The sequence below is a fragment of the Pseudoalteromonas sp. SG45-3 genome (assembly GCF_014164075.1).
GTDB lineage: Bacteria > Pseudomonadota > Gammaproteobacteria > Enterobacterales > Alteromonadaceae > Pseudoalteromonas > Pseudoalteromonas distincta.
Genome location: NZ_JACJEN010000002.1, coordinates 281600 through 306922 on the forward strand (window position 1 = coordinate 281600; position 25323 = coordinate 306922).

Consider the following 25323-nt stretch of genomic DNA (forward strand, 5'->3'; position numbering starts at 1 on the left):
GCTAAGGGTTAGTTACTATTATGCGTGACCAGCTTCAGGGCTGAGTTGGCTAATATCAAAGCCCAACATTGAAACTGCTTTTTCCCATCGTTTTTCAACGGGGGTATCAAAAATGATCTTCGGATCGGCTTCTATGATCAACCAGCTGTTATCAAGTAACTCTTGTTCGAGTTGTCCTTGCTCCCACCCTGAATAACCAAGTGTAATAATAAACTGCTCTGGTGCTTGTGCAGTGGTTAAGTTTGCTAGAACGTCTTTTGAGGTAGTGATCATAATATCGCTACTGAGTTTTTGACTTGCTGAATAACCCGATTGGGGAGAGTGCAGTACAAAACCACGGTCAGTTTTAACGGGTCCACCTGCAAACACACTTACTTTTGCTGCGTTTTGCGTTTTGTCGTTATCAATTTCTATTTTATCTAAAAGTTCGCCAACAGTAACATCAATAGGTTGGTTTATTACCAAGCCCATAGCCCCATCTTCATTGTGCTCACAAATATAGGTAACAGCACGTTTAAAAAAAGGGTCTTGCATTGACGGCATCGCGATTAAAAAATGATTTTCTAATGACTGCATAGATTTCACCCTTTTTAGTTAATGAACTTTCAGTATGGCATAGTTATTTAAATTGACATAAAAAGCCCATTAATTGCATGAAAGGCTTAAACTAATGGGCTTTTTATTGTGGTAATTACTTACCTAATTTACGCTCAATTGCATCAAATAAAATACCTGTGATAGAAATATCATAAGCAGCTTCAATTTCGCGTACGCACGTTGGTGCAGTTACGTTAATTTCAGTTAATTTATCGCCAATAATATCTAAACCTACAAATATTAAGCCTTTTTCTTTGAGCGTTGGTGCAACAGCTTGCGCTATTTTTAAATCTGATTCGCTAAGTGGACGGGCTTCACCTCGACCGCCTGCAGCCAAATTACCGCGTGTTTCACCATTTTGTGGTATACGCGCTAAACAATATGGAATAACTTCGCCATCAACTACTAGTACGCGCTTATCGCCTTGTTTGATCTCTGGAATGTAATTTTGCACCATTGCGAAGCGGCTGCCGTGCTCGGTTAACGTTTCACAAATTACACCAATGTTGGCATCGTCTTCTCTGATGCGAAAAATCGATGCGCCACCCATGCCATCAAGCGGCTTTAAAATAATGTCTTTATGCTGTGCTAAAAATTCACGAATTTGTTTTTGGCTACGTGTAACAAGTGTGTCTGGCGTATGCTCGCTAAACCATGCTGTAAACAGCTTTTCGTTAGCATCGCGAAGGCTTTGTGGCTTGTTAATTATTAACGTACCTTCTTGTTCAGCACGTTCTAAAATATACGTCGCGTAAATGTATTCAGTATCAAAAGGAGGGTCTTTACGCATTAAAATTACGTCAAGATCGGCAAGGGCTATAGTGGCTTTTTCTTCAAGCTCATACCATTTTTCTGCATTATTAAACACTTGCGCTTTAGACGCTGTAGCGTACGACTTGCCTTTACGAAGAGATAAATCGTCCATCTCCATATAATAAATTTCGTAGCCACGTTCTTGCGCTTGCATCATCATTGCAAAACCGGTGTCTTTTTTGATGTTAAATCCACTAATAGGATCTGAAATAATACCTAACTTAATTGCCATGCGCTGTGCCTTACTATAAATGTTACTGTTTATATGAGGGTGCTTTTAGTTATTTCAATTAGCTAAATCGCCAAATTGAAGTTGTAATGCACTTAAGACCGTTAAAGCGGCTGTTTCCGTTCGTAAAACGCGCGGGCCTAAGCGAATATCTACAAACTCTAGTTGTTTGGTTAGTGCCATTTCATCGTCGGTAAAGCCACCTTCTGGGCCTACTAAAAAGCGTACGCCATCTTTAGGTACCGTAATGGTTTTAATGCTGTGCTCAGCACGAGGGTGAAGAGTGAGCTTAATTGCATCGGTTTGTTGTGCAAGCCATTGTTTTAAATCTATAGGTGGGTGAATAATTGGCACAAAATTACGCCCTGACTGCTCAGCCGCAGCAATTGCAATTTTTTGCCATTGTTGGTGTTTTTTCTCAAGACGATCGCCCATTAGTTTCACACCACAGCGCTGACTAAAAATAGGGGTGATTTCGGTAATACCTAGTTCAACTGACTTTTGAATTGTAAAATCCATCTTATCACCACGAGATACACATTGACCTAAATGAATTTTAAGTGGAGATTCTACATCGTGAGGGTTAAGTTCTAATGGCATTACGACGACTGTTTTTTTTGTTACCTCAATTATTTCACTAAGGTATTCGCCACCTTCGCCATTAAAAATAGATACATGCTCGCCTACTTTCATGCGCAGCACTCTGCCAATATGCCCTGCAGCATCGTCATCTAAAGTTACAGGGGTGTTTAGGGCAATACTCGATGTTTGATAAATATGAGGAACTCGCATAGGGCGTCACTTACTACATAGCGTAAAATATATATTGCTATGGTAAGTAAGCTGGGGGCTGTGCGCAATTATTTATTTTTATTAAGTTGTTCGGCGAGATCTATTAAATCTTGTGGGGTGTGTGCTATATCGTGATGATTTTGCGAAGGTTCCGTTAACGTCTCGTCGGTAACCCGGCTGAGTGTATAGCCTGTATCATCAAGATTTATTAAAAAGCGTTCTTCATGTAAGGAGTTATAAATAAAGCGCTGCTTATCACTTGCGAGTAAATAATCGGTGCTATTGAAAAGGACTCCGTGTAAATCGTGATGATCTTTTAAATAATTAATTAACTCAGAAACGCTTATTTCGTTTTCAAGATCGCAATAACTGTAGTCTTTAATAAGCTCGTCAAACATCATTTTTACTAATTGGCGGGTATTACTGCCTGCAGCAATAAGTGTACTCGCTTTTGTTATGCCATTACTATTTACATAGTATTCGGCAAATGCGCGGCTAAATTCGTTGTCTATGTCAATTAACAAATAGTTCGTTATTTCAGGCGGCATAGAGCTAGGACCTTGTTGCATCTAAGTAATTACCATTATTACTTAAATGCAGACGTTTTAATTGCTGTATTTTCAGTAAAAAAGGTCTAAAGAGAAAACATACTAATAAGTAAATAACCTATAGCACAAAAAACAGCAAATTCTATGCATGCTACCCCAATATTATCTTGATGGTCTATTTCAAGAGCCGTATCAATATTTGGTAAAGAGATAACTTTTATCACATACGTTAAGCCGTAAAGTAGTATCCACATTACACCGCAATGCATTACAAGTGTAAATATGTTTTCAACCATTTTACCGTTTTGAAATGCTGCGCTAGATAAACCAGCATATACAGCCAACGCTAAGCCAATTGATTTTCCAGCATATCTTATACCAATAGATGTATTTTCTAGGTTAAAGTTACTTTGTAGTGACGCACCTTGGTTTGCTTTTGCAAAACGGTGTTCTCGTATTTTGCTATCAAGTGCAAACATCCCCTGAAGTGTAAAAAAGCTAACGCAAGCAATAAGTAAGTTGCTAAACCCTTGCGTGTGGGTCCACGTGTACAAGCCCAGAGCAATAATACAGTTAGCGATTAACATTCCTGAGTCTACCAATGCAGCACATACATTTTGTTTTAGTATGGCAGCTTCTTCATTAAACCTGTGGAGTATCCATTTTCTGTGAATTAAATGGCCCACTTTTATAAAAGTGAATAAGAGAACAATAATAATTAATACTTTTAACGGGTTTGACTGTGCAGTGCTTACGCTTATTTCGTCAAATAAAAAGGCTATAGTGGCTATAACAACCGATATTTCAGATGCAAAACTAATACCCATGGCAAAGTTGTCGTGTTGCGCTAACTCATCTTTAAGCGCTTGTTTTGCTTTGATTTGAGTGACAACTCGTAAACAAAAAATAGTTATGCAAATAACCGCAAAACTAATGGCAATCGCAATAAAACTAGTGTTAGATAAAGACAAATATGACATGGTGATCCTAATTAAGTTAACCTTTCTAGGTTTTAATCATTCTAGTACGGTTATTGATGATATAAAAGAGAGGATTGATGAGTAACGTGAAGCAACTTCCTATTCAATTACAAAAACTTGGCTTGATGCGCTTTGAACAGTTATACCCGCAGCAAAGTAAACAAAGTGAAGTTGTAAGGTTATTAGCATTAAGCGACTTTGCTTGGCGCAGTTTAGAGTCACAACCTGATTTAAATACCTGGCTATTATGCAAAGACGAAATACAAAATAGAGTAATAGATTCTCCTTTTAAAAACCTGAATTTAGCTGACCTTGATGAAGCACAGTGCCATAAAGTACTTCGTCAATATCGTGAAAAGTACTGGCTTAAAGTCGCCTTTTTAGATTTATGCTGTAATAACCCCATTGCCGATAGTATTAATTACATAAGCCAACTGGCTGACATGCTAATTAATAGCGCCAACCAATGGGCGCATGCACAGGTGGCAAAAGTAAATGGTGAGCCGCTTGATGAGCAAAACCAAGCAATGCCGCTAATGGTATTGGGGATGGGGAAGCTTGGCGGACAGGAGCTAAATTATTCCTCTGATATTGATCTTATTTTTGCGTATCCACGCAGCACAAAAACCCAAGGTGGCCGCAGAAGCCTTGAGGCCCAAGTATTTTATACCAAAGTTGCACAAAAACTGATTGCAGCACTTAACCAAGCCACCGGTGATGGGCAAGTATTTAGAGTTGATATGCGCCTACGCCCGTTTGGCGAAAGCGGCCCTTTGGTTATGAGCTTTAATGCCATTGAAGATTACTACCAAGAACAAGGGCGCGACTGGGAACGCTACGCCATGTTAAAAGGGCGCTTAATTGGCACTCCTAATAAGTATTGGGATGAATTTATTAAGCTTTTAAAGCCGTTTGTTTACCGCCGGTATATTGATTTTTCGGTGATTGAATCCTTGCGTAAAATGAAGTTAATGATTGCACAAGAGGTTCGCCGTAAACGCTTAACTAATAATATAAAACTAGGCGCTGGTGGTATTCGTGAAGTTGAATTTATAGTGCAAGCCCTGCAAATGGTAAGAGGTGGGCGAGAGGCTAATTTACAAACCCAATCTTTACTCAAAGCATTAAATGAGTTGGCACTTAACCAAGTTATAGATGAGCAAGAAGCAAGCGAGCTGAGGCGCAATTACCTTTATTTACGTAAAGTTGAGCAGTATCTTCAAATATTTGACGATCAGCAAACGCAAACACTCCCCGATGATGAATTGAATCAGCAGCGCTTAAATTTATTATTAGAACAAGCTGATTTTTCTGCCACTTTAAACACTATAGAAAAGGTGATGAAACAAGTTAACGGTGAGTTTGCACTTGTGATTGGCGAGGAAACCGTGCCACTTGATACCTGTGAAGGCGCATTTATTAGTGCTTGGGATCATGGTGATGTGAGCTTTTTAAAAGAGGCCAGAGATGAATGGCAAGCACCCCTTAACGATTTTAAATTAAGGCTGTCTAAGGTAAATATAGGTAACCGAGGGCGTGACACTCTTGATAAGTTAATGCCTGTTTTACTAAATCAATTAAATGACTTTAATGCCAGTGCAGCAGCTTTCACAATGGTTTGCCAAATTTTTAATAAGATAATTTCGCGTACTGCCTATTTAGAATTGCTTTACGAAAACCAAGGTGCATTAAAGCAACTTGTTTTACTGTGTTGTCATAGCAAATGGATAGGGGAGCATATTTCTCGCTACCCCATATTACTTGATGAACTAATAGACCCCGCAGTTCTTTATAAGCCAACCCCGCTCACAGCGTATAAAGATGAAATAAGACAGTATTTTTTACGAATAGAGCATGACGATTTAGAACTGCAAATGGAGTCGCTTAGGCAATTTAAGCAAACGCATCAATTACGAATTGCTGCCGCCGATGCAACCGGTGTTCTTGACGTAATGAAAGTAAGCGATCATTTAACCGTACTGGCAGAGGCGATTGTTGACCAAGCTGTTAATATTGCATGGCATAACACTGTTAAGCGCTTTGGTATGCCCCCTGGCACAGATGATGAAAATAAAGGTTTTGCTGTTATTGCATATGGTAAAACAGGTGGCTTAGAAGTCGGGTACGACTCAGATCTAGATTTGGTGTTTGTGCATAATCATGATGGCTCAAGCTTAACTAATGGTGAAAAACCGATAGATTCTCGCCAGTTTTATTTAAAGCTCGCTCAGCGCCTAATGCATTTATTTAATACCCGTACTGCATCGGGCATTTTATACGAGCTTGATACACGATTACGTCCTGAAGGAGCCTCTGGTTTATTGGCTATCAATTTAGAGAGCTTTAATCACTATCAGCAAACTCAAGCATGGACGTGGGAGCATCAAGCACTTGTTCGGGCTCGATTAATTTTAGGTCAAAACGATCTGATAGATCGTTTTTCACAAATTCGTAAAAATATACTTTGCCAGCAACGCGATGATACCGTGCTAAAAGCTGATGTAATAAAAATGCGCGAAAAAATGCGCGACCATCTAGCGAAGGGAAATGCTGAGAAATTTGATTTAAAACAAGATGTTGGTGGCATGGCTGATATTGAGTTTATTACGCAATATTTAGTACTTAAACACGCAAACGAGTTTGAACAGCTTACAGTTTACTCAGATAACGTAAGAATATTAACGGATGCGGCAAATATAGGTTGTATTACTAAAGAGCAAAAGCAGCAGTTGATAAAAGCGTATATTGATTACCGCTCGTGTTATCACGTGTTGAGCTTGGAGCAAAAAGGCAAATTGATCCCGCGAGAAACGTTTTTACAAGATATTACTAACGTAACTAATATTTGGAATAGTATTTTTGAATTGAATTGAATTGAATTGAATTGAATTTAATTGAACTGAAAAACCCAAGCGCTTGCTTGGGTTTTTGTATGTGTAAACCCTTAAACCTTTAGTTTTAAACAGTTTGTACGTACAAATTCTGATGGTAACTCGGTAATAACCGCTGCTCTTTGTTTATGGCAAAAGTAAGTATAAACCTCATGCTCAAAGTCATCATTTATAGCGCGCCCAATTTGGTACAGTGCTGAAGTAAAGTTACTGTCTACTCTAAAATGATCTTTAACTACGTAATCTTTACTTAAGTACCAGTAGAGCTCAATCCCCTCGTTTTTAGCATATTGATTAAGTACATCTTTAAGAGTTGTGCCATTTTCAAAGCGCCTAGGTTCAACTTCTCCAGTCCAATTTGTAGGCATTGGATCTACTGTTCGCGCACGTTCAGCCAATACTCTATCCAAGGTTTGTTCTGGTGTTTTAAGTTTTAAAACAAATTGATCTCGTTCTTTATTACTTTTTACTTGGTTACGAATGGAGGAGTAAAAGCGTGATAATCCTTCGGCGGCTGCATTTTTAGATTTTTTAATATCAAATACAGAACCATCACCCACTAAGAAGTATACGGCGAGTGCTATTAGCACGGCTGCAAATGATAAATGTCTAATCCAAAACCACATGATTATTACCCACCTTATTTGTTCCTATTATTGTTATACCATTACTTTTTGTAAAAAGAAGGGGTATTTTTATCCGGTCGAGTTTTAAAGCGACGGTGTAGCCACATGTATTGCTCTGGTGCTGCATTAACAGATTGTTCCATGCGTTGATTTACACGTGTTACATCAGCCTTATCATCACCACTTGGGAAGTTTTCAAGCTCAGGTACTACCTCTAAATGATACTTTCCATTTTCGTCACGACGCGAGATTAAGCTCATAGTTTCGCAGTTTTTACTGCCAGCAAACATAAGAGTACCTGTTGTCGTTGCTGTGTCAGGGACGGCGTAAAATGGCACAAACTCACAGCGGTTACGGCCGTAATCTTGGTCAGGTAAGTAATAGCATACTTTTTTGTTTTTTAATGATTTTAGTAAACCTTTTACATCTTTTCGGCCAATTAGGTATTCGTTAGAACGAAGGCGGCCATTAGTTGTAAAGTATTCCATTAGAGCGTTGTTGTGAGGGCGGTAAAAGCCTAAACCTTGGCATTTTAATCCCATTACACGACTCGCCATTTCAAGATGCAGAATATGAGGTACAAGTAATAAAACACCTTTACCAGATGCCTGTACGCGCTCAAAATGCTCCAAACCTTTGATTGAGCCATATACACTTTTTACTCGCCACTGCGGCCACCACCAAGCCATGCCGGTTTCAACCATTGCAATGCCGGTGTTTTCCATATTTTTGAGTACAAGGTCTTTTTGATCTGCTTCGCTCATATCAGGAAAACACAGCTTAATATTGACTTCTGCAATATGGCGACGGCGCTTCATAAATTTATGGACTAAGCGGCCAAGTTGCTTACCCATTGCCAGCTGTAGCTTTTGTGGTAGCCAAGAAATTAAGTATAAAAATAAAACGCCAACCCACGTTAGCCAGTATCGAGGGCCTAAAAAAGATGCTTTAAAAGGAGATGAGGTGACCACAAAAATCTCTCTGAGAATAAAAACGATAGTTTAACGCTAAGCGCTATAAAATACAAAAAGCCAGCTACATGCTGGCTTTGAATAAATCTATATTATGTTTAGCTGTAAAAGTTAAGCTGATTTTAAACCTTGGTTTATAGCAACCAAATCTTCACTTGTTAGTGTACCCGCAGCTTGTTTTAAGCGAAGGGTAGATAACACATAACGGTAACGCACATCAGCAAGGTTACGTTTTGCATCGTATAAGTTTTGCGTACTCACTAGTACGTCAACAATGGTACGAGTACCTACTTCAAAACCGGCTTCAGTTGCTTTAAGGGCACTTTGAGCTGAAACAACCGCTTGCTCTAGCGCTTTGTAAGTCGCAATATCTGAAACAACTTGATTATAAGATGTAATTACTGTGCGAGTGACTGCGCGGTAATTTGTTTCATAATCTTGGCTCGCTGATACGTAAAACGCACGCGCTTGGTTAGTTGCAGCAACCGTTGCGCCACCTGAATATAAAGGTACGCTAAAGTTAAGCCCAACAGAACTAGAGTCTGAACGCGGTTGGTCATCAAAATTAGCGCCATTTATTTGAGTGTCTGTAAGAGAGTCACCATAACTTGCACTTAGAGTTAGTTTTGGATAATGACCTGCTTTTGCTAATTCAATTTGATCTTTTGCAATATCAACCGTTACTTTAGAGACTTGTAAGTTGATATTTTTATCTTCAGCTACTTTAACAAAGTCGCTTGAGCGCTTAGTTGGCTTAGTTGTTGAGAAAGTATCTGTATTTAAAAAGTCTAATTTTTCGTGATATTTACCAGTTATCTCACGAAGTTGCTCGCGTGCAGTTTCTACAGCATTACTGGCAATAATTTCTTGGGCTACTGAGTTATCAAACTGAGCTTGTGCTTCGTGTACGTCTGTTATAGCTGTTAAACCTACTGCATAACGTTGTTTTGTTTGCTCAAGTTGACGTGCAATGGCACGTTTTTCAGCTTCGACAAATTCAAGGTTATCACTGGCACTTAATACGTTAAAATAACCTTCAGCAACGCGTATAATTAAATTTTGTTTAGCTGCATCATATAGGCCGCTTGCTTGTAGAGCTTGCTTATCGGCAATATCTAAAGTGTTCCAAGCACCTAAATCAAATAATGTTTGGCTTAAACTTACACCGCGAGAGAATTGGTCTGTATCACTTTCAACTTTTACTTGGTTAGATAGGTCGCCAACGCTTTGGTACGACGTTGCATCGCTTTTCGTATAACCCATAGTTAAACCAATTTGAGGTAATAGTGCACTCATCGCCAAATCGCTTTGGTAAGACTGCGCATCGGCTTGGGCTTTTGCTTTTAAAACAGTAGGATCGTTAGCTGTCGCTATTTCAAAAACTTGTAGTAAATCTTCAGCTTTCACTGCTGTTGCACCTAATGCGCATGATAAACTAACTAGCGCCGCAAGAATGTTCTTTTTCATGTGGGGTTCGGTCCTTAGACAATTTTTGTACTAAAAGCATGTTAACCTGTTTTACTGCATAACAAAAAAAATAATTAGTAAAACAGTATGTTCAAGTGTAACAGAATATATTAACGCATTTTAAAGCTTTAGATAAGTAGGAGGTAGGCACGTGGTTGATAAAAAGCTCGTTCAATTTACACATAAAGATGTAAATTTAAAGCCAATAAAAAACCTTTATAAAGGTTTTTTTCAGGTTGATTTGTACCAGTTTGAACATGCTCTTTTTGCGGGTGGAAAATCAGAGCTAATTAGCCGAGAAATATTAGAACGTGGCGATGCAATTGCAGTACTCCCTTACGACCCAATATCAGATACTGTTCTTTTAATTGAGCAAATACGTATTGGCGCTATTAAAAGTAAGCATTCGCCGTGGCTACTAGAATGTATAGCCGGAATGACTGATGGCAGTACGGATTACGAATCAGTTGTAAAAAAAGAAGCGTATGAAGAAGCTGGGCTTGAATTAACTGAACTTGAATTTATGCTTTCATACCTATCAAGCCCTGGTGGTACAACTGAGCGCTTACATTTATATTTAGCGCGTACTGACTTAAGCCAAGTGAAATCAGGTGTATATGGTCTTGAAACTGAAGGCGAGGATATAAAAACTCATATTTTATCGGTTGATGATGCGCTAATGCGCCTCAATAACGGTGAAATGGATAATGCGGCAACGGTTATTTGTATGCAGTGGCTTGCGCTAAATCGCGAAAAAATGGCAAGCAAATGGGCATAAACTCTTACTAATATTATGGCGGAACTTTGACAGCACAATTAGCAACAAATCGATATATTCAAAGCCTCCCAAAGTATTTAACACTTTGTGAGCATAACTATGTGCGACTATTAAAGTTGTTACCGAGCGAGCGCAATATAGGAAGCATTCGTGAAGTAAAACTTGGCAACAGTGAATTTGCTACAAAAATTGATGGCAGCGCAAAATACACTATGGATATTTCAATTAAGCAGCTAACAGGAATGGTTAAAGGGATAGCGCCGCTGTATTTAACGGCTCGCTTGTATCATGATGCGAAAGTAGCTGAAATTATTCATCACGATTACCATCAACGCATAAAACCATCGTACGGATACCCCAACCCTAAAATGCATCAAAAAGATGAAAAGTATCAACTTAATGCTTTTTTATACGACTGGTTAGTGGCCTGTGTAGAGCACGGGCAAGCAACATTAAATTGGGATGTAAATAATGGCTTGGTTTGATGATACATATACATTTGATAAATCATCTTTGTGCATTGCGCATATTACCGACAGCCATTTATTTGCAGATAAAAATGGTGAATATTTTAATGCAAATACTGCAGCTCATTTTGAACAAGCTTTGGCACACATCGCTGAGCAGCCAGTAGATTGCGTAATTTTTGGTGGTGATTTAACACAAGACCATAGTTTCGAATCGTACTTATTATTTAGTGAACTTATAAATGCCAGTGACATCACTTGCCCTGTATTTTGGGTACCAGGTAATCATGATGAACTAGTAATGCTTAATCGCATAAGTGGCGGAAAAATAAATTCGGCTAAACATATTATTGCTAACGGGGTTGAGCTGCTTCTTATTAATTCTAAAGGGCCCACGCCCGCAGGATGGGTTACTGGCGCGCATTTAGATGAAATAACTGATACTTTAGTCAACTCGAATAATAGTAAAGTTATCTTTTGTCATCATAATCCGCTGCCAATAAATGGCTATCTTGATAAGCACTTATTAGAAAATGGTCCACAGCTTTTAAATATTTTAGTTAATAGTAATAATGTATCTGCGCTTTTTCATGGTCATGTACACAACGATTATGAACAAAACTTTAGAGGCTTGCCTATATATGCAAGTCCTGCCAGTTCAGTGCAGTTTGTAAAATACACTCCAAAGTGGGAGCAAAAAAATGCAGGGCCTGCTTACAGAATGCTAAATATAAAGAGTAAAAAAGATAAAGTCGAAGTAAAAACGGAAGTGGTATGGCTAAGCGCGTAATTTATATTCATGGCTTTAATAGTTCACAAAAATCATATAAAGCTGTGCGCTTTGGTGAGCTTATGGCAAACTATGACGTTGATTATTGTGTACCGAACTTAAACCACGAGCCCCTACAAGCTATAATTGAGCTTGAACAATTACTAACGCCAGATACCGTTTTATTAGGTAGCTCGTTAGGTGGTTTTTTTGCCACGTATTTATCGCAGCGTTATCAAATTCCTGCAGTGGTCATTAATCCCGCGGTCGCACCCTATAATTTATTACAGTCATTACTTGGGCCTAATTATAATCCGTATCAAGATTATCATTACGATTTAAATAACAGTCATATTGAGGCGCTGAAATTACTCGCTGTAGATAAATTAGCACATCCTGAGTTACTGTATTTATTGCAGCAAACAGGAGATGAAGTGTTGAACTTTCAACACGCAGTAAAATATTATTCGCAATGCAAGCAATTGATAGAGTTTGGTGGCGATCATAGCTACGTTGAATTTGAACGCACCTTTGCAAGTATTGTAGATTTTCTTAAAATCACGTAAAACTAGTTAGCCTGAACTGAGGTTAGTTACTATATTAACGCTTTAGCGCATATAACAATAAAACTAGTAAACGTATTAGAGCCTTAGCGGATATAAAGACAAAAACTATGAGTGATCAAAATTATAACGCCGAAGCCATTGAAGTACTTAATGGATTAGATCCGGTAAAACGACGCCCAGGGATGTACACCGATACCGTACGCCCAAACCATTTAGGCCAAGAGGTTATCGATAACAGTGTCGATGAAGCTATGGCGGGCCACGCTACTCGTATCGACGTAATTCTCCACGAAGATAACTCGCTCGAAGTGAGCGATGACGGACGTGGTATGCCTATTGATATTCACCCTGAGGAAGGTATCCCTGGGGTTGAACTAATCTTCACTAAGTTACACGCCGGTGGTAAGTTTTCTAATAAAAACTACCAATTTTCGGGTGGTTTACACGGTGTAGGTATTTCTGTAGTAAATGCCTTATCTACACGTGTAGAAGTAACCGTAAGGCGCGACGCTCAACAATACAGAATGGCATTTGAAAATGGCGATAAAGTAGAAGATTTGAGCGTAATTGGTACTGTTGGTAAGCGCAATACAGGTACCACCGTTCGTTTTTGGGCTGATGTTAGCTACTTTGATTCACCAAACTACTCAATTACCAAGCTTAATCATTTATTAAAAGCCAAAGCGGTTTTATGCCCAGGACTGCGTATTAAGTTTGTTAATAAGCAAACAAAAGAAACCAAAGAATGGTTTTACGAAACTGGCTTAAAAGATTACCTAATTGAAGCCGTTAAAGGGTTTGAAACATTACCGCAAGACCCATTTGTAGGTGAATTTAAAAGCTCAATTGAAGGCGCTGATTGGGCTGTTGTATGGCTACCTGAAGGTGGCGAATCAATAGCGGAAAGCTACGTAAACTTAATTCCTACTGCGCAAGGTGGTACACATGTAAATGGTCTGCGCCAAGGCTTGCTTGAAGCAATGCGAGAGTTTTGTGAGTTTAGAAATTTACTACCTCGTGGCGTAAAGCTAACACCGGATGATATTTGGGAGCGTTGTAGTTACGTATTGTCGGTTAAAATGCAAGATCCACAATTTGCAGGGCAAACCAAAGAAAAACTTTCATCACGTTCATGTGCCGCATTTGTATCGGGTGTTGTAAAAGATTCGTTTAGTTTATGGCTAAATGAACATACCGATACCGCAGAATTATTAGCTGAGTTATGTATTTCAAACGCGCAAAGCCGTTTGCGTGCAGCTAAAAAAGTCGTACGTAAACGAGTTACTGCAGGGCCTGCATTACCAGGTAAATTGACCGATTGTAGTGCTGCCGATAATGACCGAACCGAGCTGTTTTTAGTGGAAGGTGATTCTGCTGGTGGTTCTGCTAAACAAGCGCGAGACCGTGAATTTCAGGCAATTATGCCGCTACGTGGTAAAATTTTAAATACCTGGGAAGTAGAGTCGGGGCAAATACTAGCATCACAAGAAGTACATGATATTTCAGTGGCACTGGGTATTGACCCAGAATCAACAGATATGTCGGGACTGCGTTACAATAAGATTTGTATACTGGCCGATGCTGACTCGGATGGATTACACATTGCAACATTGTTATGTGCACTGTTTGTTCGTCATTTTCCAGAATTAGTAAAAACAGGGCATGTGTATGTTGCAATGCCGCCATTATTTAGAATAGATATTGGCAAAGAAGTTTATTACGCCCTAGATGAAGAAGAGAAAACCGCTATTTTGGCGCGCATAGAAGCCGAGAAAAAACGCGGAAAAGTAAACGTACAACGATTCAAAGGTCTGGGTGAAATGAATCCGTTACAGCTTCGTGAAACCACTATGGATCCTAATACACGACGCTTAGTGCAGCTTACGCTTGATGAAGAAGTAGAAACCATGGAAATGATGGATATGCTACTTGCTAAAAAACGATCGCCTGATCGTCGTCAATGGTTAGAAGATCATGGTAACAAGGCGCTCGTTTAATTGCTTGTGCCTAACACTAGGAGAGACGAATGAAAAAATTACTAGGAAGTTTGCTGTTACTTGGGCTGACTAGCGCTCCTGCAATGGCTAAAAATATACTTGATAAGCTCACCGTAGCACCTGGGTTTGAAATTAGTTTATTTGCAAATGATGTAGAAAATGCACGTCAAATAGCCGTTTCAAAAAAAGGTATTGTGTATGTTGGCTCTCGTAAAGCAGGCAACGTATATGCGCTTATTGATCACAATAGCGACGGCGTAGCAGATAAAAAAATTGTTGTGGCTAAAGGCTTAAACATGCCCTCTGGCATAGCAATTAAAGATGGCGATTTATATGTAGGCGAAGTGCATCGTATTATTCGCTTTAAAAATATTGATACCCAATTAAAAGATCCAAAGTTTGATGTGGTCTATAACAAACTACCGAGTGAGCGTCATCATGGTTGGAAATTTTTACGTTTTGCACCAACGGGAGAATTAATCATTCCGGTGGGTGTACCGTGTAATATTTGTGCTGAGGATGAGCGTTTTGGTCGTATTTTTGCCCTTAATGTAGAAACAAAACAAATAAAAACAATAGCTAAAGGCGTTAGAAACACAGTGGGTTTTGATTTTCATCCTGCTACTCAAGCCTTATGGTTTAGCGATAATGGTCGCGACATGATGGGCGATGATATTCCGCCTGATGAGTTAAACCGTGCAACGCAAGAAGGTGAGCATTTTGGCTTTCCGTATGTTCATGCCGGTGCAATTATTGACCCTGAGTTTGGTGAAGGTAAAAACATTGCCGATTACACATCGCCAGCACTTGCACTTCCAGCGCATGTGGCGCCACTAGGTATTCATTTTTATAACGGTAAGCAATTTCCAGCAAGTTATAAGCAACAATTATTTGTTGCTGAACATGGCTCATGGAACCGTTCTAAAAAGTCTGGCTATAAAGTAGGCCTTGCAACAATCGAAGTAGGTCGCGTAACTAAATATACGCCATTTATTACTGGCTTTATGAAAGACGAAACAACATTTGGACGCCCTGTTGCATTTGCAGAATTAGGTGACGGCAGTCTGTTAGTAAGCGATGATTACGCCAATGTAATCTACCGTGTAAGCTATAAGAAAAACTAGGTAAGCTTTAATGAGTGATACAGATACCTTGCTAATGCAAGGAATTGAGCAACAAACAATGGGGCGTTTTACCGAAGACGCCTATTTAAATTATTCCATGTACGTAATCATGGATCGTGCCCTACCGCATGTAGGTGATGGTTTAAAACCAGTACAGCGTCGTATTATTTATGCGATGAGCGAACTGGGCTTGTCAGCTAACGCTAAGTACAAAAAATCAGCCCGTACAGTGGGTGACGTACTTGGTAAGTACCATCCACACGGCGACAGTGCCTGTTACGAAGCTATGGTATTAATGGCGCAGCCGTTTTCTTATCGCTATCCTTTGGTAGATGGACAAGGAAACTGGGGTGCGGCAGATGACCCTAAATCTTTTGCAGCAATGCGTTATACCGAAGCGCGTTTATCTAAGTTTTCTGAAGTTCTGCTTAAAGAGCTTGGCCAAGGCACTGTTGATTGGACGCCAAACTTTGATGGCACCATGGATGAACCTGTAGTATTGCCTTCTCGTTTACCGCATATTTTACTCAATGGTATAACGGGTATCGCCGTAGGTATGGCAACAGATATTCCGCCACATAACGTACGTGAAGTGGCTAGCGCATGTTGTTTATTACTTGATAAACCAAAAACAGAGCTTGAAGAATTACTTGAGCTTGTACATGCACCAGATTACCCAACAGATGCTGAAATAATTACCCCAAAAGCCGATATTCATAAAATATATAAAACCGGTCGTGGGTCTATCAAAATGCGTGCGGTTTACACCGAAGAGCATGGCGATATTGTTATTACAGCGCTGCCGCATCAGTGTTCAGGTGGTAAAGTACTTGAGCAAATTGCAGCGCAAATGAACGCTAAAAAATTACCTATGATTGCTGATTTACGTGACGAGTCAGATCACGAAAATCCAACGCGTATTGTAATTATTCCGCGCTCAAACCGCATTAAAGCTGAGCCATTAATGGCGCACTTATTTGCAACCACCGATCTTGAAAAAAATTACCGCGTAAACTTAAACATGCTAGGCCTAGATGGTCGCCCGCAAGTTAAAGACTTGCGCTGTATTTTAAGTGAGTGGCTAACATTTAGACGCGAAACAGTGCGTCGTCGTTTGCAGTATCGTTTAGATAAAGTATTAGCACGTTTGCATATTTTAGAAGGTTTATTAGCAGCCTTTTTAAATATCGATGAAGTGATTGAAATCATCCGCAGCGAAGACAAACCAAAGCCTGTATTAATGGAGCGCTTTGATTTAACTGATACGCAAGCAGAAGCTATTTTAGAATTAAAACTTCGTCATTTAGCAAAACTTGAAGAGTTTAAAATTCGCGGTGAGCAAGATGAACTAGCCAAAGAGCGTGATAAATTAGCGCAAATTTTGGGCTCAGAACGTCGTATGTCGACACTGCTTAAAAAAGAAATTCAAGAAGCCGCTGAAATGTACGGTGACGATCGTCGCTCGCCAGTGATTGAGCGCTCAGAAGCGAAAGCACTTAACGAAAAAGATTTAATTCCGTCAGAGTCAGTTACTGTTGTGCTATCAGACAAAGGCTGGGCACGCGTTGGTAAAGGTCATGACTTAGATGTACAAGGCTTAAATTATCGCTCAGGTGACGGCTTTAGAGCCTCTGCTCGTGGTAAGAGTAATCAACCTGCGGTATTTTTAGATTCAGCAGGGCGGGCGTTTGCAACTGATGCGCACAGTCTACCTTCGGCGCGTAGCCAAGGGGAGCCAATGACAGGTCGTTTTAACTTAACACCAGGTGCTAATTTTGAGCACGTGGTAATGAGTGAAGACGAGCAAGTATTGCTTATGGCGTCAGATGCAGGTTACGGCTTTATTACCGACTTTAAAGACTTAGTGAGTAAAAATAAAAATGGTAAAGCGCTGGTAAGTGTCCCTAAGGGTGGAATATTACTTTCTCCTATTAGAGTGAACGATGTTGCTAGCGATTACTGTATGGCTATTTCTAACGAAGGTCGAATGCTTTTATTCCCGCTGCGAGACTTACCAAAGTTAGGCAAAGGTAAAGGTAATAAAATCATCTCTATACCAGGTGCTAAAGTACAAGCCCGTGAAGAGTTTGTAAAAGTACTTGCTGTTGTACCACAAGGAAGCAGTGTTACGCTTCATGCTGGTAAGCGTAAACTAACGCTTAAACCAAGTGATTTAGAGCATTATCATGGTGAGCGAGGGCGTAGGGGTAATAAACTACCGCGCGGCTTACAGCGTGTTGACGAAGCCGTTGTTGAGCTAACCCCACAAGATGATGAACCAATAGAAGCCATTAACGAAGAGTAACCAATTACTTTTTTGTATAAATAAAAACGGTCTGCATTTGCAGGCCGTTTTTGTTTTAAAATAAAGAGCTTGCATATTTCAGCGTACACTTGTGCGCTATTGACTCGTCTGTGTCACAAAATAACGCTATAATGATCATAATTGATCTTTGGAGAAACTCATTTGCTAGCTGTTATACGCGTTTTTATTATGCTGATGTTTATATTATTCAGTTGTATTTTTGGTTTATTACTTTCGATTATAAGACCATTTCATCCCAATAATGTACATATTATAGCGGGCTGGTTTGGCTCAATGGCTAAAATGATTGGCGTTAAATTAGTTTTAATACGTCATAAAGATGCAATTGATGCAGGCCCTGCAGTTTATGTTGCTAATCATCAAAATAGCTACGACTTATTTACAGTGCCAGCAATGGTGCCAAAAAATTGCGTAAGTTTAGGTAAAAAAAGCTTAAAGTGGATTCCGTTTTTTGGTCAGCTTTACTGGTTGTCGGGTAATATATTAATAGACAGATCTAATCGCTCCAAAGCGGCGGGAACTATTTCAAAAGCAGCCGAAAAAATTAAGAAGAATGGCTTATCTGTATGGATGTTTCCTGAAGGTACACGAAGTTACGGAAGAGGTTTATTGCCGTTTAAAACTGGCGCGTTTCACACCGCAATGAGCGCAGATGTACCCATGATTCCAGTATGTATGAATACAACACATAAAACCATTAAGCTAAATCGTTGGGATAATGGTACAATTCACATCGAAATGTTAGCGCCTATACCGCTTGATAAAGAAATTAGCGCGCGTGAGCATGCTAAAAGCGTGCATAGCATTATGGCTGCTAAAATAACTGAATTAGATGCTCAAGTGAGAGAAAAATAATGGAAAACTGGCGTGAAATAAGTGAAGACATCGTAAGTTCACTACTTGAAGATGGATCAGATCCTGAAATACTTTATGAAGTAGAACACCATTTTGTGTGTGAAGACTTCCCTAAACTAGAGCAAGCTGCATTGGCTGCTTTTAAATTAGGCTACGATGTTGAAGAGCCAGCAGAGCTTGAGCTTGAAGATGGCAGTAAAATTTGGAGCTTTGACATTGTAGTTGAAGCTGAGCTAGATGTAGACGTTATTATGGAAGACGTTGATAAGCTAGCGCAACTAGCCGTTGAGTGCGACGTTGAATACGACGGTTGGGGTACTTACTTTCAAGAGTAATTAATTACCCAGCATTAGAAAAATAGTAAAGGCGAGCATTTAACAATGCTCGCTTTTTTAGTTTTACCCCCTATTTAAGCTTTAAATACACTCACTAGCCTCTATATAAATCAAAAATGCACATTACTAATTTAAATATTGTTATTACCAATTTAAATGCGGTTATTACCAATTTAAAATTACCCTTGAATTTATCTCTATTTTTGTTTTTTATTCATACTAAATTAATATTACCCATAATTATTGGTAAGCAGTGTTATTTATTTTTTAGTACTTATGTCTGAAATTAAAATTTATTTTTAAAAATTAATTCGTTACTTAATAAAATCTAATGTTTTGATTAAATTGAAAATTAAATTTGTTTTTAAGTAGTAATAAAGATGGAAGTAATACTTATTTGCTGTACCACACTGTGTTGACATATTGGTAACAATAAATATAACCTTTACCCCGCCTTCGGGTATACTTTTTGGTAATGTTAATTGGTAAGTTTTATTTGCCATTTAAATTACCATTACTATTCATACACAATTAAAAACCTGTATAGCGGTAAGATCTAAGTGTTAGTGAATTTCACTAACCTAAGTAGTTAGGTTGTTTTTATGTTCAGGTTTAAAGGAATAAAGATAATGATTAACCACAAGAAATTGTTTATTTGCACTGCAATTACTGCAACCTCAGCGTTATCTCACGCTGCAACTATTAATAACCCTGGCTTTGAAAGCGGTTTTAGTAGTTGGAACGAAACTGAGCCAGCGGCTATTTCATCTGATGCATATAGCGGATCTAAATCGTTAAAAATTCAGGGTAGTCCTGCACGTGTTTATCAATTAGTAAATATTCAGCCAAACACTGAATATACGTTAAGTGCTTATGTACTTGGTAAAGGGCAGATTGGGGTTAACGACTTAAACGGTTTATTTAAAAACAAAACCTTTGATGTATCGTCTTGGACTAAGGTAACTAAAACGTTTACTTCAGCGAATACCAATTCACTGCAAGTATTTGCTAAGCATTACAATAGCTCAAGTGATGTACGCTTTGATAATTTTACATTAGTTGAGGGCAGTAATAATGGCGGTGGCACTGATGATGGTGCAGGATCTGGAGACGGTACAACGATTCCAAGCAGCATTACAAGTGGTAGTGTTTTTGATTTAGAAGGGGATAGCCCTAACCCGTTAGTTAACGATAGTACGTTAGTGTTTGTACCTTTGGAGGCACAGCATATTACGCCTAACGGGAATGGCTGGCGTCATGAGTACAAGGTAAAAGAAAGCTTGCGTGTTGCCATGACACAGTCTTACGAAGTATTTGAAGCAACTGTAAAAGTTGAAATGTCTGATGGCGGTAAAACAATTATTTCACAGCACCACGCCAGCGATACTGGGACTATTTCTAAAGTGTATGTTTCAGATACTGATGAATCAGGTTTTAACGACAGCGTAGCGGGTAATGGCATTTTTGATGTCTATGTTCGTTTGCGTAATACCAGTGGCAATGAAGAAAAATTTGCGCTAGGTACTATTACAAGCGGTGAGTCATTTAACTTGCGAGTGGTAAATAATTACGGCGATGTAGATGTAAGTGCACTAGGTAATTCGTTTGGTATTCCTGTAGAAGATGATTCTGAATCTTACTTTAAGTTTGGTAACTACTTACAGTCTCAAGATCCAAATACTCTAGATAAATGCGGTGAATCAGGTAACTCTAATTCATTCAAAAATTGCTTTGAAGATTTAGGCATTACCCAATCAAAAGTAACAATGACTAATGTTACTTATACCCGTCAAACAAACTAAGTAGCCACTTAATTATGGCCACTCAATTGAGTGGCCATATTAAATATGCGTTTTAATTTACAGCCATTTTTTATTTTTAAAATACACACCAATACCGCCAGTGAGCACAATTAAAAATATGACAAAAGCACTAAACGCATAAGGGCTCTCTGTACCAGGAATACCTCCTACGTTTACACCTAAAAGCCCCGTTAAAAAGCCCAGTGGTAAAAAAAGTGCTGCCACTACAGACATAACATACATTCGCTGGTTTAACTGCTCAGAAACTTGGTTAGTGATTGTTTGCTGAATAATTTGCGCACGCTCAATCGAACTATCTAGCTCTTCAAGATAACGAATTAATAAGTTAGTGGTTTCATTAAGTTTTGCTTTATCGTCATCTAATAACCATAGGTAGTGGTTATTTACCATTGAGCTAAGGGCTTCTTTTTGCGGTTTTAAATAACGTTTTAAGGCAATAGTTTGGCGTCGCAATTGTGATAAGCCTTGGTTGTCAAACTTTTTACTTGGTTCATCTATTTCTTCTTCAAACTCGTCGAGTGTTTCATCTAGTGAGTCAATAACGCTTTGCATACGTGAGGTTAATTTTTGTGTAATAGAGCACACTAATTCAGAAATGTTGCATGGGCCTTTATTTTCATTTAAACAGGCGAGCGTATCTTGCACCGATAATAAACGGCGCTTACGGGTAGTAATAAGAATGTCTTCGCTAATAAATAAACGAATTGAAACCATGTCTTCAGGGCTTTGTGCTGGATTTAAATTTACACCACGTAAAAATAACATGTGCCCGTTAGTTGTAGCCGTAATACGTGGGCGTGTTTCATCAGCAATTAAAGACTCTAGTTCGTAATCGTTTAAATGAGGCTGTGCCTTGAGCCATTCAACTGCCTCACTTTGGCTATAATCCATGTGCACCCAAAGTTTACCTTGGCTTGGTTGCCAGCTATTTAGCTCATTAGTGCTTCCAATAGGACGAGCGCCGCCTTGTCCATCAAGTACAAGTGCATGTAGTAAACCATTAATCATAATTAGTTCTCATAATAGTGTATTTTTAATACTGTTAACTATAGTGTATCTACTTAGTTGCTTACAGGCTTACCTTTACTTTTAATAAGTTAAGCTTAAATAGCAAAATATATGCAGAGCCTCTGTGTTGAGCAAAGTGGCATTAAAGTACGGCTTAGCAAGGCGTGCATTGTGTGACCAGTTGCTTAAAAAGATCAATTTAATTTACTAATCGACTAGATAAATTTATTTCGTTGGTGTTTTTTGGCCTGTAGCGTATAAGTCACTTTTTTATTAAGGGCACATTTATGACAGCAAAGATCACAGTTGGTTGGCGTGAGTGGTTAAGTTTACCTGAGCTTGGTATTAACGAGATAAAAGCAAAAATTGATACTGGCGCTCGCACTTCATGTATTCATGCAATTAACATTGAAGAATACGAAGTTGACTCAGAAAAATGGGTTAAATTTACGGCCCAACCACTGCAAGATGATGAACAAACACAAGTCACTTGCAATGCAAAAGTTAAAAAAATGAAGTACGTAACCAGCTCAAGTGGGCAAAAAGAGCTACGCTACTTTATAGAAACTACATTACATGCAGGCGAGCATAGCTGGCCGATAGAGCTTACTTTAACAAGCCGTGCAACAATGAAGTTTAGAATGTTATTAGGGCGTACAGCCATGGAAAATCGTATAGTCGTTGACCCGGCTTTATCTCAACTATTAGGTCGTAAGGTTTAACTATGAAAATCGGTATTTTATCTCGTAACAGAAAGCTATATTCAACACGTCGCTTAATTGAGGCAGCAGAAGCACGCGGCCACGAAGTTAAAGTGATTGATGCATTGCGTTGTTATATGAATATCAACTCTGAGCAACCAGAAATTCACTATCGCGGTGAAAACTTAAAAGAATTTGACGCAATTGTCCCGCGTATTGGTGCATCAGTTACATTTTATGGCTGTTCGGTACTTCGTCAGTTTGAAATGATGGGCGTTTATCCTGTAAACGAATCAGTCGCTATTTCTCGTTCGCGCGATAAATTACGTTCACTTCAGTTACTTTCGCGCAAAGGCGTTGGTATGCCAGTAACAGGTTTTGCCAGCAAACCTGATGACGTAAAAGACTTACTAGAAATGGTAGGCGGTGCACCTGTTGTAATTAAATTACTTGAAGGCACACAAGGCATTGGTGTTGTACTTGCTGAAACACGCAAAGCAGCTGAAAGTGTTATTGAAGCGTTTATGGGCTTAAAAGCCAATATTATGGTTCAAGAATATATTAAAGAAGCGGGTGGTGCAGACATACGTTGTTTTGTACTAGGCGATAAAGTAATCGCAGCAATGAAGCGCCAAGCACAAGAAGGTGAGTTCCGCTCCAACCTTCACCGTGGTGGTAGTGCTACATTAGTACGCATTACTCCAGAGGAACGTAAAACGGCAGTAGCAGCGGCTAAATCAATGGGCTTAAATGTAGCGGGAGTTGATTTACTTCGCTCATCTCGTGGGCCACTTGTGATGGAAGTTAACTCATCACCAGGTTTAGAGGGCATTGAAATAGCAACAGGTAAAGATATTGCAGGTATGGTAATTGATTTCATCGAAAAAAATGCCTCAAGTAAAGGAACAGCAACACGTGGCAAAGGTTAAAATTAACCGTCCTTTTTCCTTATTAGGAGAAAATGTAGGCGTAGGCGAGCGTAAAACGCTTGCCTTAGAAGCAGCTAAGCTTTACACCCATTCACCACTTAATATTCCTATTGAAGTGGTTAATGGTGTAATGGAAGGCCCTGTGCTTATGGTGTGTGCGGCTATTCATGGTGATGAGCTAAATGGTGTAGAAGTTGTGCGTCAGTTACTTGCTAAAATAGATCCAAGCCAATTGCGCGGAACAATAATCGCTGTGCCTATTGTGAATGTGTTTGGCTTTATTCACAAATCGCGTTATTTACCAGATAGACGCGATATGAATCGCAGCTTCCCAGGTTCTGAACGTGGTTCATTAGCTGGGCGTATGGCTTATATGTTTTTTAATCAAGTGGCAGTACATTGTACTCACATTATTGATTTGCATACTGGCGCTATTCATCGTACTAATTTGCCGCAAATTCGCGCTAATTTAGAAGATGAAGCAACCGCTGAAATGGCTAAAGCATTTGGTACGCCGGCGGTTATAAATGCATCCCTTCGTAATGGTTCATTACGCAGTGAAGCCGCAAATTTAGGTATACCTGTTATTACTTATGAAGCAGGCGAAGCGCTACGCTTTGACCCTATCGCTATTGCGGCAGGTGTGCAGGGCGTTGATTATGTTATGCGCCATTTAAAAATGATCCGTGGCAAGCGCCCTAAAAAGTTACCAGATCCTATTATTGCAGGTTCGACTAGTTGGATACGTGCAGAGGTTGATGGCATTGTGCGTGCACAAGTATCACTAGGGGAGCATGTAACTAAAGGGCAAGTGCTTGCATATATAAGTAGCCCTCTAGGGGATTCTGAGCTTGAGCTTTTAGCGCCTAAAGGCGGTATTGTTATTGGTCAGCAAACGATGCCATTGGTAAATGAAGGTGATGCGGTATTCCACCTTGCTTACTTTGCAAACGACAATAGTTTAGTAGAGCAGCAACTAGAGAACTTTATTGATGAGATAAATGATTTAGATGACGAGCTTAAAACAGCTGAACTAAATAACTAATAGCTAAACTAAATTCTGTTTAGCTAAGCATTAAAAAGCCGCAGTAGGTAATTACTTACTGCGGCTTTTTTGTGGACATTGCTTTATCAACGATGCTTTTTAAACTATGTTTTTTTAGGACCAATAATACGCTTTATAACAGGGGTTTTAGTTGGCTTTGGTTCTTTATTTAAAACCATGACAGGACGGGTCACAAATAAATTGTTAGGGTAAATTACACGGTGCCCATCAATATGTTCAAGTACTACATTCATTAAGCCCATTTCAACAATGCGCCCTTCAACATGATTCGCACCATCAATAATTCGTACCCAATAACCAACGCGGCAATCGTTTTGAATAAACATCAGTAAAAATGCGGTGAGGTTACTCAATAATGACCAAGCGGCAAAAAGTGCTACCCCTAACATGGCAAATAAAGAAGAGCCTAAAACCAATAAACCACGCAGCTCTATACCCCAAAATACTAAAACCAAACACAGTACTACAAAGGCGAGTATAATTTTTAGTAAAAGTTCTGCACGGTATTTTCGGTGCAAATCTACTTTGCCTTTAATCGCTTTTTCGAGTAGTTTTTTGGTTATTTTTAATAGAAGAGGGAAAACCAAAATAGCGATTATAGTTACAACTAACTTATATTGTGATGCAAACAATTCTAAAACTTCTATTATTTCCACATTAGGTCC

24 protein-coding genes are annotated in these 25323 nt (G+C 39.2%); 14 read left to right on the forward strand and 10 right to left on the reverse strand.

Annotated features, from left to right (window positions below):
* Positions 1-18: 18 nt before the first annotated feature.
* From H5126_RS03645 to H5126_RS03665, 5 genes are all read right to left on the reverse strand, one after another.
* Entirely contained in the window at positions 19-576 is a 558-nt protein-coding gene (locus H5126_RS03645) for a YqgE/AlgH family protein (RefSeq protein WP_002961948.1), read from the reverse strand.
* 115 nt (positions 577-691) lie between these two features.
* On the reverse strand, positions 692-1642 hold the full coding sequence (gene gshB / locus H5126_RS03650) for a glutathione synthase (protein ID WP_154903711.1): 951 nt from the start codon (positions 1640-1642) through the stop codon (positions 692-694).
* A gap of 54 nt (positions 1643-1696) precedes the next feature.
* The gene (gene rsmE, locus H5126_RS03655; protein WP_002961950.1) at positions 1697-2431 is read right to left on the reverse strand and encodes a 16S rRNA (uracil(1498)-N(3))-methyltransferase; all 735 of its coding nucleotides are present in this window, start codon (positions 2429-2431) and stop codon (positions 1697-1699) included.
* A 68-nt stretch (positions 2432-2499) separates the two neighbouring features.
* On the reverse strand, positions 2500-3000 hold the full coding sequence (locus tag H5126_RS03660) for a hypothetical protein (RefSeq protein ID WP_082007357.1): 501 nt from the start codon (positions 2998-3000) through the stop codon (positions 2500-2502).
* A gap of 65 nt (positions 3001-3065) precedes the next feature.
* Positions 3066-3959 (reverse strand): hypothetical protein, encoded by an 894-nt coding sequence (locus tag H5126_RS03665; RefSeq protein ID WP_002961952.1) that lies wholly within the window; start codon positions 3957-3959, stop codon positions 3066-3068.
* Positions 3960-4036: 77 nt separating this feature from the next.
* Between H5126_RS03665 and glnE the strand changes: the two genes are divergently transcribed.
* A complete protein-coding gene (glnE, locus tag H5126_RS03670) occupies positions 4037-6832 on the forward strand; it encodes a bifunctional [glutamate--ammonia ligase]-adenylyl-L-tyrosine phosphorylase/[glutamate--ammonia-ligase] adenylyltransferase (protein ID WP_182721488.1) in 2796 nt (931 codons plus the stop codon).
* A 71-nt stretch (positions 6833-6903) separates the two neighbouring features.
* Here glnE and H5126_RS03675 read toward each other — a convergent pair whose 3' ends face one another.
* The 3 genes from H5126_RS03675 to tolC all read right to left on the reverse strand — a co-directional run bounded on the left by H5126_RS03675 (position 6904) and on the right by tolC (position 9914).
* Positions 6904-7476: a toxin co-regulated pilus biosynthesis Q family protein gene (locus tag H5126_RS03675; protein WP_002961954.1), complete on the reverse strand. Its 573-nt coding sequence runs from the start codon at positions 7474-7476 to the stop codon at positions 6904-6906.
* A 41-nt stretch (positions 7477-7517) separates the two neighbouring features.
* Positions 7518-8447 carry an LpxL/LpxP family Kdo(2)-lipid IV(A) lauroyl/palmitoleoyl acyltransferase gene (lpxL, locus tag H5126_RS03680; protein WP_002961955.1) on the reverse strand — a complete coding sequence of 310 codons (930 nt, stop codon included), beginning with the start codon at positions 8445-8447 and terminating at the stop codon, positions 7518-7520.
* A 111-nt stretch (positions 8448-8558) separates the two neighbouring features.
* Positions 8559-9914 carry an outer membrane channel protein TolC gene (gene tolC, locus H5126_RS03685; RefSeq protein ID WP_182721142.1) on the reverse strand — a complete coding sequence of 452 codons (1356 nt, stop codon included), beginning with the start codon at positions 9912-9914 and terminating at the stop codon, positions 8559-8561.
* A 151-nt stretch (positions 9915-10065) separates the two neighbouring features.
* Between tolC and H5126_RS03690 the strand changes: the two genes are divergently transcribed.
* The 10 genes from H5126_RS03690 (at position 10066) to H5126_RS03735 (ending at position 20933) form a co-directional block, all read left to right on the forward strand.
* Entirely contained in the window at positions 10066-10692 is a 627-nt protein-coding gene (locus tag H5126_RS03690) for an NUDIX domain-containing protein (RefSeq protein ID WP_182721141.1), read from the forward strand.
* Positions 10693-10718: 26 nt separating this feature from the next.
* A complete protein-coding gene (locus tag H5126_RS03695; protein ID WP_002961958.1) occupies positions 10719-11177 on the forward strand; it encodes a DUF1249 domain-containing protein in 459 nt (152 codons plus the stop codon).
* Entirely contained in the window at positions 11164-11949 is a 786-nt protein-coding gene (locus H5126_RS03700) for a metallophosphoesterase (protein WP_002961959.1), read from the forward strand. Before H5126_RS03695 ends, H5126_RS03700 begins: the two co-directional genes overlap by 14 nt.
* Entirely contained in the window at positions 11934-12494 is a 561-nt protein-coding gene (locus tag H5126_RS03705; RefSeq protein WP_002961960.1) for a YqiA/YcfP family alpha/beta fold hydrolase, read from the forward strand. Before H5126_RS03700 ends, H5126_RS03705 begins: the two co-directional genes overlap by 16 nt.
* 107 nt (positions 12495-12601) lie before the next feature.
* Positions 12602-14491 (forward strand): DNA topoisomerase IV subunit B, encoded by a 1890-nt coding sequence (parE, locus tag H5126_RS03710; protein ID WP_002961961.1) that lies wholly within the window; start codon positions 12602-12604, stop codon positions 14489-14491.
* Between the two features lie 29 nt (positions 14492-14520).
* On the forward strand, positions 14521-15615 hold the full coding sequence (locus H5126_RS03715; protein WP_024605067.1) for a sorbosone dehydrogenase family protein: 1095 nt from the start codon (positions 14521-14523) through the stop codon (positions 15613-15615).
* A gap of 10 nt (positions 15616-15625) precedes the next feature.
* Complete coding sequence (gene parC / locus H5126_RS03720) at positions 15626-17920, forward strand: DNA topoisomerase IV subunit A (RefSeq protein WP_024605066.1); 2295 nt, start codon at positions 15626-15628, stop codon at positions 17918-17920.
* A gap of 162 nt (positions 17921-18082) precedes the next feature.
* On the forward strand, positions 18083-18796 hold the full coding sequence (locus H5126_RS03725) for a 1-acylglycerol-3-phosphate O-acyltransferase (protein ID WP_182721140.1): 714 nt from the start codon (positions 18083-18085) through the stop codon (positions 18794-18796).
* Positions 18796-19131 carry a ribonuclease E inhibitor RraB gene (gene rraB, locus H5126_RS03730; RefSeq protein ID WP_002961968.1) on the forward strand — a complete coding sequence of 112 codons (336 nt, stop codon included), beginning with the start codon at positions 18796-18798 and terminating at the stop codon, positions 19129-19131. Before H5126_RS03725 ends, rraB begins: the two co-directional genes overlap by 1 nt.
* 629 nt (positions 19132-19760) lie before the next feature.
* Positions 19761-20933 carry a polysaccharide lyase family 7 protein gene (locus H5126_RS03735; RefSeq protein WP_182721139.1) on the forward strand — a complete coding sequence of 391 codons (1173 nt, stop codon included), beginning with the start codon at positions 19761-19763 and terminating at the stop codon, positions 20931-20933.
* A 57-nt stretch (positions 20934-20990) separates the two neighbouring features.
* Here the strand turns inward: H5126_RS03735 and H5126_RS03740 are convergent, their stop codons facing one another.
* Positions 20991-21962 (reverse strand): zinc transporter ZntB, encoded by a 972-nt coding sequence (locus tag H5126_RS03740; protein ID WP_024605062.1) that lies wholly within the window; start codon positions 21960-21962, stop codon positions 20991-20993.
* 287 nt (positions 21963-22249) lie between these two features.
* Between H5126_RS03740 and H5126_RS03745 the strand changes: the two genes are divergently transcribed.
* From H5126_RS03745 to H5126_RS03755, 3 genes are read left to right on the forward strand one after another with little or no spacing between them, the layout of a single operon-like run.
* On the forward strand, positions 22250-22684 hold the full coding sequence (locus H5126_RS03745) for an ATP-dependent zinc protease (RefSeq protein ID WP_002961974.1): 435 nt from the start codon (positions 22250-22252) through the stop codon (positions 22682-22684).
* Positions 22685-22686: 2 nt separating this feature from the next.
* A complete protein-coding gene (gene rimK / locus H5126_RS03750; RefSeq protein WP_002961977.1) occupies positions 22687-23592 on the forward strand; it encodes a 30S ribosomal protein S6--L-glutamate ligase in 906 nt (301 codons plus the stop codon).
* On the forward strand, positions 23579-24637 hold the full coding sequence (locus H5126_RS03755) for a succinylglutamate desuccinylase/aspartoacylase family protein (RefSeq protein ID WP_002961978.1): 1059 nt from the start codon (positions 23579-23581) through the stop codon (positions 24635-24637). The genes rimK and H5126_RS03755 overlap by 14 nt, the downstream gene beginning before the upstream one ends.
* 104 nt (positions 24638-24741) lie before the next feature.
* On the opposite strand, the gene H5126_RS03760 is transcribed toward H5126_RS03755, so the two are convergent.
* Entirely contained in the window at positions 24742-25314 is a 573-nt protein-coding gene (locus tag H5126_RS03760; protein WP_138489650.1) for a mechanosensitive ion channel domain-containing protein, read from the reverse strand.
* Positions 25315-25323 lie beyond the last annotated feature (9 nt).